The 12,355-nt window shown below is 52.1% G+C and carries 11 protein-coding genes; 9 read left to right on the forward strand and 2 right to left on the reverse strand.

The genetic code is table 11. The features are described from left to right. The 6 genes from B5F29_RS03965 to B5F29_RS03990 all read left to right on the forward strand — a co-directional run bounded on the left by B5F29_RS03965 (window position 1) and on the right by B5F29_RS03990 (window position 8,163). Entirely contained in the window at window positions 1–732 is a 732-nt protein-coding gene (locus tag B5F29_RS03965; protein ID WP_087153369.1) for an ABC transporter permease, read from the forward strand. Between the two features lie 132 nt (window positions 733–864). After that, complete coding sequence (locus tag B5F29_RS03970; RefSeq protein ID WP_087153370.1) at window positions 865–2,724, forward strand: ATP-dependent nuclease; 1,860 nt, start codon at window positions 865–867, stop codon at window positions 2,722–2,724. 142 nt (window positions 2,725–2,866) lie between these two features. Next, window positions 2,867–3,232, forward strand: coding sequence for an MGMT family protein (locus tag B5F29_RS03975; RefSeq protein WP_087153371.1), 366 nt, complete (start codon window positions 2,867–2,869; stop codon window positions 3,230–3,232). Further along, on the forward strand, window positions 3,229–4,497 hold the full coding sequence (locus B5F29_RS03980) for a glycoside hydrolase family 3 N-terminal domain-containing protein (protein WP_087153372.1): 1,269 nt from the start codon (window positions 3,229–3,231) through the stop codon (window positions 4,495–4,497). Before B5F29_RS03975 ends, B5F29_RS03980 begins: the two co-directional genes overlap by 4 nt. Then, window positions 4,494–7,535, forward strand: a complete 3,042-nt coding sequence (locus B5F29_RS03985) for an AAA domain-containing protein (protein WP_087153373.1) — start codon at window positions 4,494–4,496, stop codon at window positions 7,533–7,535. Before B5F29_RS03980 ends, B5F29_RS03985 begins: the two co-directional genes overlap by 4 nt. Window positions 7,536–7,716: 181 nt before the next feature. After that, a complete protein-coding gene (locus B5F29_RS03990) occupies window positions 7,717–8,163 on the forward strand; it encodes an Hsp20/alpha crystallin family protein (RefSeq protein ID WP_087153374.1) in 447 nt (148 codons plus the stop codon). A gap of 96 nt (window positions 8,164–8,259) precedes the next feature. Here B5F29_RS03990 and B5F29_RS03995 read toward each other — a convergent pair whose 3' ends face one another. Beyond that, complete coding sequence (locus B5F29_RS03995) at window positions 8,260–8,802, reverse strand: HD domain-containing protein (RefSeq protein WP_087153375.1); 543 nt, start codon at window positions 8,800–8,802, stop codon at window positions 8,260–8,262. Window positions 8,803–8,903: 101 nt separating this feature from the next. Here B5F29_RS03995 and B5F29_RS04000 point away from each other — a divergent pair, with 101 nt between their 5' ends. From B5F29_RS04000 to B5F29_RS04010, 3 genes are read left to right on the forward strand one after another with little or no spacing between them, the layout of a single operon-like run. After that, window positions 8,904–9,674 carry a NifB/NifX family molybdenum-iron cluster-binding protein gene (locus tag B5F29_RS04000; RefSeq protein WP_087153376.1) on the forward strand — a complete coding sequence of 257 codons (771 nt, stop codon included), beginning with the start codon at window positions 8,904–8,906 and terminating at the stop codon, window positions 9,672–9,674. Then, complete coding sequence (locus tag B5F29_RS04005; protein ID WP_162608359.1) at window positions 9,619–10,317, forward strand: GDSL-type esterase/lipase family protein; 699 nt, start codon at window positions 9,619–9,621, stop codon at window positions 10,315–10,317. Before B5F29_RS04000 ends, B5F29_RS04005 begins: the two co-directional genes overlap by 56 nt. After that, window positions 10,314–11,132 carry a DNA-3-methyladenine glycosylase family protein gene (locus B5F29_RS04010; RefSeq protein WP_087153378.1) on the forward strand — a complete coding sequence of 273 codons (819 nt, stop codon included), beginning with the start codon at window positions 10,314–10,316 and terminating at the stop codon, window positions 11,130–11,132. The genes B5F29_RS04005 and B5F29_RS04010 overlap by 4 nt, the downstream gene beginning before the upstream one ends. Window positions 11,133–11,138: 6 nt before the next feature. Here B5F29_RS04010 and B5F29_RS04015 read toward each other — a convergent pair whose 3' ends face one another. Next, the gene (locus B5F29_RS04015) at window positions 11,139–12,269 is read right to left on the reverse strand and encodes a M20 metallopeptidase family protein (RefSeq protein WP_087153379.1); all 1,131 of its coding nucleotides are present in this window, start codon (window positions 12,267–12,269) and stop codon (window positions 11,139–11,141) included. Window positions 12,270–12,355: the final 86 nt, after the last annotated feature.

Genomic DNA, 12,355 nt, shown 5'->3' on the forward strand with positions numbered 1-12,355 from the left:
ATGCTGGCAACTTGTATAAGAATGGAACAGAAAAAACTAAAGCATTCCCATCTCTGGCTGGTCTTTGCCGTGATACCGGTGATCCCGGCAGTGATGGGAGCGGGCAACTATATGCAGAATCTGGAGCTGCTGAAGTCCGGCTGGTATTCTCTCTGGACGCAGGTGTCCCTGTTTTACGCGAATTTCTTCTACGCTCCTTTGATCGCGGTCTACTGCTCCTATATCTGGAGGGTGGAGCATATGAATTATAACTGGAATACACTGATGACCATGCCCGTGCCCAGAAGAGACATTTTCCTGTCCAAACTGCTCTTATCCCTGGAGTGTACGGTGGGGCTGCAGCTCTGGCTCTGGATCCTCTACCTGATCACCGGCAAATATTGCGGACTTCCGGGTATGCCGCCCATCCAGATCCTGATCTGGCTTCTGAGAGGAAGCATCGGAGGCCTTGCCATCGCGGCGCTGCAGATGTGCCTGTCCATGGTGATCCGCAGTTTCGCCGTACCTGTCGCGCTGGCGCTGATTGGAAGTATTCTCGGACTGCTGGCCTCCAACAGCGGGCTGGGACTGTTCTGGCCATACTCGCTGATGATGATGGGGATGAACGCCAACAGGCAGGAAGATATGGTCGGCAATCTGGGCGGGTTCCTGGCCGCCGCGCTGATCTTCCTGGTTTTGTTTGTTTCCTTTGGAGTCCTCTGGCTGAAGAAAAAAGATGTGACGGCGGGCTGAGAAATATTCATTTCCTGAAATTCGGGTATTGCTCCTTGTGTTTTCTGACAACGCTAAATATAATAAAAGAGTAATTGCGAAACATCAACTTTACCCGGAGACTCAAAGAGTTTGTCAGGAGATCAAAACAGCATGAAGATCACAGACCTGTATATTCACAATTTTAAATTTATCCATAACATGCAGATCCGGAATATCGAGAATGCCCTGATCCTGGTAGGCCAGAACAATACCGGCAAGACGACGGTGCTGGATGCGGTCCGCGCTGTGGGAGGGGAGTATGAGATCACGCCGGAGGATTTCGGAGAGGACGGGGCCAACGTCGAGATTTCGGTGACGCTGGAATTTACCCCGGAAGATCTGGAATTATTGCACCGGGGCGGTATGGTCAGCCAGTATCGCAGAAAAGACGCCTGGCTTCAGGATTTTCAGAAAAAACTGCCGTCATTTCGGGATGGCCGCCTGTCCTTCACCATGACGGCGAACAGGTCCGGACGGGTGCGCTGTCAGGACGGCGTAAGAAAACATAATCCGTATCTGCAGGAAGTTTTTCCGAAGATTTATTATGTGGATACAGAACGGAACCTGGAGGCGCTGCAGGGCGATCTGCTGCTCCTGCAGGAGGATGAGATCCTGCAGAGAATGCGGTCCGGATGCTGTATGTTCAATCAGGCGAAGAAGTGCAATTACTGCTTCAGCTGTATCGGGCTGATCGAGAAGAAAGCGCCGGGGGAACTGGATGTGTTTGAGACGGCGAAGCTGCTGGATTATAAACTGTATCAGCTGAACCTGGACGACTTCGCCAGACGCGTGAATCAGAGCTTCCGGAAGAACGGCGGCCGGGACCAGATCCTGTATTCCATGAACCGGGATGTGGAACAGATGCTTCATGTAACAACTGAATTCCGGAATCCGGCCCAGAATCTGGCCCGCCCCATTTCACGGATGGGCAAGGGCATGCGATGCATTTATCTGTTTTCTCTGCTGGAAGCGTATACGGAGATTGAAGAAAATCTGCCGAGCATTATCCTGATTGAAGATCCGGAGATTTTCCTTCACCCCAGACTGCAGAAAGTATCAGGAGAGATCCTGTACCGGCTGTCCAGGAAAAACCAGGTGATTTTTACAACCCATTCGCCCAACCTGCTGTCTAATTTTAACAGCCGCCAGATCCGCCAGATGGTGATCCGGGAGGACGGCTCTTCGGATATCCGGGAGAAAACAGATATCAGCGCGATCCTGGACGACCTCGGATATACTGCGGGCGATCTGATGAACGTGAACTTTGTATTTATCGTAGAAGGAAAACAGGATAAAAGCCGCCTTCCCCTGCTGCTTCAGAAATATTATTCGGAAGTGTACGACGCGGAGGGCAGGCTCTCCCGAGTCGCGATCATTACCACCAACAGCTGTACGAATATCAAGACCTACGCCAACCTGAAATACATGAACCAGATCTATCTGCGGGATCAGTTCCTGATGATCCGGGACGGGGACGGCGAGGATCCGGCCGTGCTGGGACGCCAGCTTTGCCGGTACTATGAGGAGCGGAACCTGGAGGATATGGACCGGCTGCCCAGAGTGCGTCCGGAAAATGTGCTGATTCTCAGATATTACTCCTTTGAAAATTATTTCCTGAATCCCAAAGTGATGACGCAGCTGGGAGTGGTAGAATCCGAAGAGTCATTCTATCAGATACTGCTGGAGAAATGGAAGGAGTATCTGCACCGGATCACCAGCGGGAGACATTTGCGGGAGATATTGGGAAAAGATCTGGAAACGGCGGATGATGTAAAGCAGCATATGGAGGAGATCCGCACTTATGTGCGCGGCCACAATCTGTTTGACATTTTCTATGGGAAATACAAAGAGGAAGAGACAGAACTTCTGAAGAAATATATCGATCTGGCGCCCAGAGAGGACTTCCGGGACATCCTGGAAGCCATGGAACGTTTCCCTTATTTTGAAAGCCATAAGAAGGAAGACGCATGAAAAGCTGCGCGGTGTCTGCCGCGCGGCTTTTTTATGTAGAAAATCCCGCGTACTGCGTCATATACAGTTCTAAGTAATTGCAAACCGGTTGCAAACCGGGTATTCTCCGCGATATACTACGGATAGAACCGGGGTGAACAGAATGGATATTTATAAGAGAATAGAGATTGTGTGCCGTAATATTCCTTATGGAAAAGCGGCAACCTATGGACAGATCGCGCTGCTGTGCGGAAAACCCCGCAATGCCCGCCAGGTGGGATACGCCCTTGGCCGGGGCAGGCTGGGCGAAGGGATTCCGGCGCACCGGATCGTGAATGCCAGAGGAATCTTAAGCGGAGCGGCCTCATTTGATGTGTACGACCTGCAGAAGCGTCTGCTGGAAGCAGAGGGCGTGGAAGTCCGGGATACGGAGGACGGGTGGCAGGTGGATCTGAAAAAAGACGGCTGGAACCATACACTGGAGGATGCCCTGCGTTTCCGGGAGATCTTCGAGGAGAAAGGAATATGAGAAAATCGATTTTATACGCGGGATTGCTGTCCCTTTTCTGTATGTCGCTGCTGCCGGGATGCCGAAACGCCGAAGCGCCTGTCAGGAAGAACAATGAGGCCGCACCTGTTCAGGAGAGCAGTGAGACAGCCGCGGCGGACGCCGCGGATATCGCAGACGCTTCTGCCGATTCAGCCGGGGCCGCGCAGGATGCGGATACGGAAGAAATTCAGCAGATTCTGGAGAACATGACGCTGGAGGAAAAGGTGTGCCAGCTTTTCATCATCACACCGGAGCAGCTGACAGGCGTGGATACTGCGGTCCAGGCAGGGGACGCCACCAGAGAAGCCTATGAGAATTGTCCGGTGGGCGGGCTGGTGTACTTTGCCAAAAATCTGCAGAATCCGGAACAGACAAAGACCATGCTGGAAAATACCGCCCGGTATGCAAAAGAACGTATAGGGTTGCCGGTTTTCCTGACGGTAGATGAAGAGGGAGGCCAGGTGACCCGCGTTGCAGGAAATCCGGCGTTTGACGTGCCGGAATTCCCGAACTTAAGTGAGATCGGGGCCGCTGGGGACACAGACGAGGCTTATGAGCTGGGTGAACAGATTGGATCTTATCTGAAAGAACTGGGATTCAATATGGATATGGCTCCGGTGGCGGACGTACTTACGAATCCGGAGAATACAGTGGTAAAGGAACGCGCCTTCAGTTCAGATCCGGAGACTGCCGGCAGGATGGCCCTGGCAGAATGGCGGGGGCTTAAGAGTCAGGGAATCCTGGGAGTATACAAGCATTTCCCCGGACACGGAGGTACGACAGGGGATTCTCATAACGGTTACGCATACGTGGATGATACGCTGGAAGAATTGAAAAGCGGCGCTCTTATTCCTTTTCAGGAAGGAATTGACGCGGGGATTTCAGTGATCATGGCCGGTCATATTTCCTGTCCGCAGGTGACGGGAGACGATACGCCGGCGACGATGTCGTATACTCTGATTTCAGAGATCCTGCGCGGCGATATGGGATTTGACGGGATTGTAGTCACAGACGCGTTGAATATGGGCGCGGTTACGGAGCAGTATACGTCCGGCGAGGTGGCGCTGACGGCGCTGAACGCCGGTGCGGATCTCCTGCTGATGCCGGAGGATTTCCAGGATGCGTACCAGGCAGTCCTGCAGGCGGCAGAAAACGGAGAACTGTCGGAAGCTCGTATTGACGAGTCGGCAGAACGGATCCTGAGGGTGAAAATACAGATGATCGGAGAGGGAGTGGCGGAATGAATCCCATATACCGTGATGTGTTTCAGGCAATTCATGAAGGAAAGTGGATGACCATAGAGTACCGGAACCGGGAAGGACAGGTCACCCGCTATTGGATCGGAATCCAGGATCTGGATCCCAGGCGGAAAACTCTGAAGGTGGAAGGTATGCATCTGGGGCTGTACCGTATCGAGGAATTTCCTGCCATATACCTGGATTCTATCCTCTCTTCGGAGATATTGGAAGGGACATGGTATCCGGTCAATGAATGGCTGGTAAAGGATATCAGCCGGAACCCGCATAAATACCGTCCGCTGTTTGAGCATGCTCCTAATTTGAAGATATTAAACTATCTGGAAGACTGCAGCCGGATGGACGCGACGCCCTATAAGGCGGATTTTGCCCTGGTCAGCCATCTTGACAGAGATAGTTTTCATGGAGAGCAGTATTCGCTGGACGATGAACAATTCCGGGAAATCGTCCGCGATTTTCAGATCCGCGCCAGACGGGGCCGCGACCGGAAAGAAAACGGCAAAATCGTCATCCAGCAGCTGGCTATGAACGTGACGAGCCTTTACACATCAAAGGGACTGTATGTGCTTGCCTACCGCAGAATGCGGCTGGACGTGAAACAGAGATGCCTCCGGCCGGATGAGGATATCACGGTCTGCAGGGAATTTACGGTGGGCGGATACATGGAGAGCATCCGACGGTTTCTGGATGCAGAAGACTATGAGCTTCTGGATGATTTTGAGGGAAATCAGGAGCAGATCAAGGATGCGCTGACGCGTGCGGCAGGCGGGAAGACGGTCGTGGACGATCTGCCCTACCTGATCGGACTGGGTATGGATCTGCCGATGGATCTCCATAAAGAGTATAACGGGATCCTGGAGATGTACCGCAAAGGGGAGGTGACCGTTCCCATAAAAGCATTTTTCGGAGAACTGCTGGACCGTCCCAGGGGGAGCAGGCCGGTCCCCTTCGCCCTCCTGAACCAGAGACTGAATCTGGACCAGCTGCTGGCGATCCACAATGCCATGAAATATCCGGTGGCTTATATCCAGGGGCCGCCCGGAACGGGAAAGACAAATACAATCCTCAATACGGTATTGACGGCGTTTTTCAACGAGAAGACAGTGCTTCTGGCCTCTTACAATAACCATCCCATCGACGGCGTGGTGGAAAAACTGGAAAACCTGAGATACAGAGGGAAAAAGATCCCGTTTCCGGTCATCCGCCTGGGAAACCAGGAAAAGGTGAAAGAAGCGCTGAAGCGGATGCGGGAATTGTACGAAAGTACGGAGAAGATTACGGTCTACACCTCCACCCTGGAACGGAACCGGGACGGACGGGCAGAGCGGGCCAAGAGGCTGTCCGGTCTGCTGCGCCGGTATGAGGAACTGCTGGATCTGAAGGAGAGAAAAGAAGCCATTGACCGGCTGCTGGAATACCATGAACAGCATGGAATGTCCGTGCAGCAGCTGCCTTTTGAGGCTGACCTGAAAGGACGCCAGCTGGAAGGTGTAGAACGCCGCATGGAAAAGGTAGGAGAGGTTACGGATGAGGATGCGTGGGCGCTTCTGACGGATGACAAGGAGGATTTGTATAAATATCTTTATTACATATCCGTGAAGTATATCCGACGGATCGGTGATGACCAGAACCGGAAACTGAGAGAGATCCTGTATATGGAAGAAGAACGGGAACAGATGGAGGCGTTCGGGACCTATCTTGGCAGTGAGGAGAACCTGAAGCGTTTCCAGAAAATCTTCCCGGTCATTGCCACTACCTGCATATCAGCCCATCGGCTGGGACCGCCGGAACCCTGCTTCGATATGACGGTCATGGACGAGGCAAGCCAGTGTAATACCGCAGTCTCTCTTACCCCTATTGTCCGGGGTAAAAAATTGATGCTGGTGGGAGATCCGCAGCAGCTTAATCCCGTGATCCTGCTGGATGAGACCTCCAACGAACGGCTGCGCCGCAAGTATATGGTGCCGGATGAGTATGACTATCGTAAAAATTCGATCTATAAAACCTATCTGGCGTGCGACCCGGTCAGTGACGAGGTGCTGCTGCGCTATCATTACCGGTGTAGCCCGAAGATCATAGAATTCAATAATAAGAAGTATTACAATTCCAGACTGCTGATCCGTTCTCAGGAAAAGGAAGATTCGCCTCTGGTCTATATGGATATGGAGGATGGAAAAACGGATTATAAAAATACAGCGCCGGCGGAAGTGGAAGAGGTCATTCGCTACGCGGAGACACACAAGGATCAGAGTATCGGCGTCATCACGCCATTTGTCAATCAAAGAAAGGCCATTGAGGACCGGTTGAAAGAAAAGCATCTGACACATGTGTCCTGCGGTACCGTGCATGCATTTCAGGGGGACGAAAAGGATGTGGTGCTGTTTTCCACGGCATTGACGGACGAAACCTATGCAGGTACTTATGAATGGCTGAAAAACAACCGGGAACTGATCAATGTGGCCGTATCCCGCGCCAGGGACCGTCTGATCGTCCTGTCCAGCACCAGGAATCTGGAACGGCTGCATCAGGAAGGGAGCGAAGATGATCTGTATGACCTGATCCGGTATGTGCAGACCAACGGACAGTCCCAGGTGGCGCCCAAGGAAGTACGTTCCAGGGCGCTGGGGGTGAAGCCGTTCAGTACGGCCACGGAGGAAGCCTTCCTCACCACTTTGAATCACGCGCTGGATAACCTCTGGCTGTCTCAGAACCGTTTTTCGGTGGAAAAAGAGGTGGCAGTGTCCCAGGTATTCCAGGAGAATGTAAATTACAGCGACCTTTTTTATTCAGGACGGTTTGATTTCGTAGTATACGAACAACGCGGAAACGGGAAATATCCGGTCCTTGTGATCGAGCTGGACGGAAAAGAGCATTTTGAAGAGGAAACGGTGAAGGCAAGGGACCGGAAGAAACAGGCGATCTGCAAAGCACATGATATGGAACTGATCCGGGTGGAAAATTCCTATGCCAGACGGTATCAGTATATGAAGGATATTCTGGCGACTTACTTTGCGGTGAGGCATTAACGTTCACAATTTTTTCACAAAAAAATTAGCACTCAGGGGTTGACAGTGCTAATGATTGGTGTTATAGTACAGATAGAACAAAGGAAAGGGAAACGATGAGACATCTGAGACGGACCCGCGGATCTCCTTTCCTGATGTTCTTTGAAACTGTAATGAGAGTTGTTGAAAGGAGATATGACTTATGTTGATGCCTAGTATTTTTGGAGAAAACTTATTTGACGACTGGATGGATTTCCCATTTGACAGCTTTTTTGAAAAGAAGAATCCGTTGTATGGTAAACATGCAAGGAATATGATGAAGACCGATGTACGTGAAACAGACGATTCTTATGAAGTAGATATCGATCTGCCTGGATTTAAGAAAGATGAGATTCAGGCGCAGCTGAAAGATGGTTATCTGACCGTATCCGCTGCAAAAGGATTGGATAAAGACGAGAAAGATAAAAAAGGAAATTACATCCGCCAGGAGCGCTATGCCGGAGCTATGAGCCGTAGTTTCTATGTGGGTGACGGCGTTACCCAGGAAGAGATCAAGGCGAAATACGAGGATGGTATTCTGAAACTGTCCATTCCAAAGAAATCCGGCGAAAAAGTGGAGGCAAAGAACAAGATCGCCATTGAAGGCTGATTTTAACCCTTATAATGGGAGCCGCTGCAAAACGGAAGAGAAATCACTTCCGGGAGCAGCGGCTCCTTTTTACTTCCGGCAGGCTGATAAAGATGTTCATTTAACAGAAATCAGCGTATGCGCGGTTCTGAGAAAATCCGTTTCTACACTCTGCCAGTTCCGTTCGGATATATCAGGCAGAGCGCACAATTCCGGTGCGGCCAAATCTTCTTCTCCGGATATCAGATTTTTCAATTCATAATACAGCATTTCATCGTCGATCTGCTTCCACATTCTGCGCTCACCTTCGGTGAGGTCGGAAAGGTTGAATTTTTCCAGGATTTTTTCCATAATCTGGCTTTCGATCTCAAGGTAGTTGCTCAGGTTCGCCTTGACCGGACGTATGATATCCGAGATGTACGCTTCGCTGGCGTCGTGAAGGAGACAGGCAAGTTGGAGTTTTCCGGACCAGCCTCTGGCTTTGGCCTCTGCGGAGCAGTTGAGAGAGTGCTGTGCTACGGAATAAAAATATTTCAGGTGTCCCCCGCCCCGGCATGTCAGGCTCAGAGCATGGGCAATGTCTTCCATGCAGATGTCTTCTGTTTTGATCTGCATAGGATCAAAATGTCTGCCGGTAAAGGTTGTCATGGTATTCTTCATAAAACGCCTCCTAAATACAGTAATTTTATTATCTCTTTTTTGTTGACATATGTCAATAATGAGTTATAATCATCTTATAAAATGATGATGGAGGGATCAGGATGCCAAGACCATGTAAGCGGCGGAGGGTCTGCGGACGTCCGGTTTATACCTGTTTTGGACCTCTGGGACAAGGGCGGTCCCTGGGGGGAACCTCCGTATCCATGACGTTGGATGAATATGAATGTATCCGGCTGATGGATCTGGAGGGACTGACTCAGGAACAGTGCGCGGCGCAGATGGAAGTGGCGCGGACGACGGTTCAGTCTATTTATCAGAGCGCGCGGAAGAAACTGGCCCTGTGCCTTGCCAAAGGTCTGGAACTGAGGATCGGCGGAGGTAATTATGTATTTTGCCGGGAGCGGGAAAAGTGCTGCAGACGGCACTGTCAAGGCATGCCTGAAAACTCGGCAGGTAAAGGAGAAGAAAAAATGAAGATTGGTGTAACTTATGAAAACGGGGAAATTTTTCAGCATTTTGGACATACGGAACAATTCAAGATTTATCAGGTAGAGGACGGAAAAGTAGTATCCTCGGAAGTGGTAGATACCAATGGAAGCGGACACGGCGCGCTGGCGGGATTTCTTCAGGAACACCAGGTGGACGCGCTGATCTGCGGCGGTATCGGAGGCGGAGCGCAGAATGCGCTGGCAGCTGCGGGGATCCGGCTGTACGCGGGATGTTCGGGAAAAGCAGATGAAGCAGTGGATGCGTTTCTGAAAAATGAACTGGAATACCATACAGATGCCACCTGCGACCATCACGGAGAACATCATCATGACGGCAGCTGCGGGGATCATGGCTGCGGCGGACACAGCTGCGGGGACCATTAAGGAGATGAATGTGGAGAGGACAACGAAGAAGACAGTAATATGTTTTGGAGATTCCAACACTTTCGGATACATTCCGGACGGAAGCGGACGTTTTTCCCGGCGGGAACGCTGGCCGGGACGTCTGCAGGAGCTGTTGGGAGATGAGTATCTGGTAGCAGAGGAAGGAGTTTGTGGAAGGACCACTATTTTCCGGGAGGAAGGGAATCCGGGAATCTGCGGCCTGGATTGCGTGGAAGACGCGCTGAACCGGAATCAGCCGGCAGACATGCTGATCGTGATGCTGGGGACCAACGACTGCAAGACAGAATACCATGCGTCTGTGTCTCAGATTGCCCGGGGAGCGGAACGGATCGTGGAGCGGGCGAAAGCCTGCGCGGCCGCGCCCGCCCGTATTCTTCTGATCGCACCGGCCTGGTTGGGCGCGAGAGTGGAGACTTCTGTATGGGGATGTGATTTTGACGGAGAATCCCGTCGGAAATCCATGGCGCTGGCATCCGCGTACAAGGCCGTGGCAGAGCATCAGGGCTGCCTGTTTCTGGACGCGTCCAGAGTGATCCGGGCAAGCGGGACCGATCAGGTGCATCTGGACCGGGAGGCACACGCGGCTCTGGCAGAGGCCGCAGCGGAGCTGGTACGAGGATGATACGAAAGACTATATCGAACTTTGACCTTTCCCAGATCTGTGCGTCCGGTCAGTGCTTTCGCATGAGGGAAACGGCTCCCGGAACTTACGTGATCCCGTCGGGAGAGCGCCTTGTGAGGGTGATGCAGAACGGAGAAGACTGTGTCTTTGACTGTCCGGAACAGGAATTTGATGTATACTGGAAAGATTATTTTGATCTGGAAAATGACTATGCCGGATACATAGAGCAGATTAATCCGCGGGATACTTATCTGAGAGAAGCGGCGGCACTGGGAGGAGGCATCCGGATCCTCAGACAGGATCTGTGGGAAACCATCGTCTCTTTCCTGATCTCCCAGCAGAACCATATCGCGAGGATCCGGCGCTGTATAGAGAATATCTGTGCGGAATACGGGAGCAGGCAGGTCAGCGCCTGGGGAGAAGAATATTATGGATTTCCGCGCCCGGAAGCGTTGGCGGGACTTTCGGAGGACGCGCTGAAAGCCTGCAATCTGGGATACCGCAGCAAGTATGTGGTCCGCGCGGCAAAAAGCGTGCTGTCCGGTGGAATTGATCTGGAGAGGCTCTCCCAGATGCCGTATAGAAAGGCGAGAGAAGAACTTCTGAAATTATACGGCGTGGGAGAAAAAGTGGCGGACTGTATCTGTCTGTTTGCCCTGCATCACCTGGAGGCCTTTCCCGTGGATACGCATATCCGTCAGGCTCTGGAGCGGCATTACCGGAGGGGATTCCCCAACAGAAGATACCGGGGCTTTCAGGGAGTGATGCAGCAATATATATTTTATTATGAACTTACCGGCAGTCCGGACCGATGACGGCGGTCAGCAATATTCCGTCAGGATCTCCAGATACATATCCACGATGGTCTCCAGGATCCTGTCATTGAAATCATAATCGGTACTGTGCAAAGGCGCATAGTCTGTCCCGTTGCCCACATAAAAGATGGCGCCGGGACATTTTTTTGTATAATATCCAAAATCCTCGGAGGCTCTCCAGGGCTCCGGAAGTTCGATCCTCTCTTTGCCGAGACGTTTCGCAGCCTGTTCGACGGCAGTTATGGCAGAGTCGTGATTCCGGGTCTCGGGAAAAGGATCCGCGATCTGATATTCCATGGAAAGACCGTCCGCCGCCGCGAGACCGGCGGCTTTCTCCCTCAGAAGCTGTTCCAGAAGTTCCAGATCAGATTCCTGATTCGCGCGGATGGTAAAGGAGATCTCGCCTTCCCCCGGAGCGATGCCGAAGTCCTTTTCTCCCATATGTATGCGGATGACCGTACAGAGTACCTTTTCCCGGAAAATATGGGAATGCGGAAGGCTCTGGCTGTAAGAAACCATCCGCGAGAGCGCGCCTGCGGGACTGAGTCCGTCTTCCGGCTGGCTGGCATGAGACGCCCGTCCGTGAAAATACAGGGTCAGTCCGCGGGACGCGCACTGTGTCAGCCCCCTCCGGCAGATAATACTGTTTTCCGGATATCCGCTGAGATTGTGGACCGCGTATACGGCCGCGCAGCCTGCATCCGCCAGAGATTCGGCACATTCCCGGCCGCCTTGTCCGGTCTCCTCTGCGTGCTGGAAAAGAAAGCAGACGTTGACGGATGGCTGTTTCTGCCAGACTTCCAGGGCAAATCCCGCAAGGGCCGCGCAGTGGCCGTCATGGCCGCATTTGTGGCTGACGCCCGGATGCAGGGACGCGTGATCCTTCGGGACAGCATCGCCTTCCGGTATGGGGAGCGCATCCATGTCGGCGCGGAATGCGATCATGGGAGCGCCGGGAACCGGAGCATGATACAGCGCGCAGAACCAGTGCCCGTATTCGCGGATTTCCAGCCGGGTATATTTTTTTAGAAAATCTATCAGGAAGTGCCGGGTATTTATCTCCTGCATGGAAAGTTCCGGATTCGCATGAAGAAGATGCCTCAGTGAGATGATTTTATCTTTATTTTCCGAATTCATGATCATGCCTCCTTTGCGATCTTATCTATTATAACAGAAGATATTCCGGACAGCCAGTCCGGCGGAGCGAATGAAACAAGGCGGTT

Source organism: Lachnoclostridium sp. An196 (genome assembly GCF_002160135.1).
GTDB lineage: Bacteria > Bacillota > Clostridia > Lachnospirales > Lachnospiraceae > Hominiventricola > Hominiventricola avistercoris.

Bases quoted from the DNA above. Each gene is read 5' to 3' on its own strand.
- B5F29_RS03975 (WP_087153371.1), top strand. From the start codon at position 2,867: ATGGATATTTATAAGAGAATAGAGATTGTGTGCCGTAATATTCCTTAT.
- B5F29_RS04000 (WP_087153376.1), top strand. From the start codon at position 8,904: ATGCCAAGACCATGTAAGCGGCGGAGGGTCTGCGGACGTCCGGTTTAT.
- B5F29_RS03970 (WP_087153370.1), top strand. From the start codon at position 865: ATGAAGATCACAGACCTGTATATTCACAATTTTAAATTTATCCATAAC.
- B5F29_RS04015 (WP_087153379.1), bottom strand. From the start codon at position 12,269: ATGAATTCGGAAAATAAAGATAAAATCATCTCACTGAGGCATCTTCTT.
- B5F29_RS04005 (WP_162608359.1), top strand. From the start codon at position 9,619: ATGACGGCAGCTGCGGGGATCATGGCTGCGGCGGACACAGCTGCGGGG.
- B5F29_RS03980 (WP_087153372.1), top strand. From the start codon at position 3,229: ATGAGAAAATCGATTTTATACGCGGGATTGCTGTCCCTTTTCTGTATG.
- B5F29_RS03990 (WP_087153374.1), top strand. From the start codon at position 7,717: ATGTTGATGCCTAGTATTTTTGGAGAAAACTTATTTGACGACTGGATG.
- B5F29_RS03965 (WP_087153369.1), top strand. From the start codon at position 1: ATGCTGGCAACTTGTATAAGAATGGAACAGAAAAAACTAAAGCATTCC.
- B5F29_RS04010 (WP_087153378.1), top strand. From the start codon at position 10,314: ATGATACGAAAGACTATATCGAACTTTGACCTTTCCCAGATCTGTGCG.
- B5F29_RS03985 (WP_087153373.1), top strand. From the start codon at position 4,494: ATGAATCCCATATACCGTGATGTGTTTCAGGCAATTCATGAAGGAAAG.
- B5F29_RS03995 (WP_087153375.1), bottom strand. From the start codon at position 8,802: ATGAAGAATACCATGACAACCTTTACCGGCAGACATTTTGATCCTATG.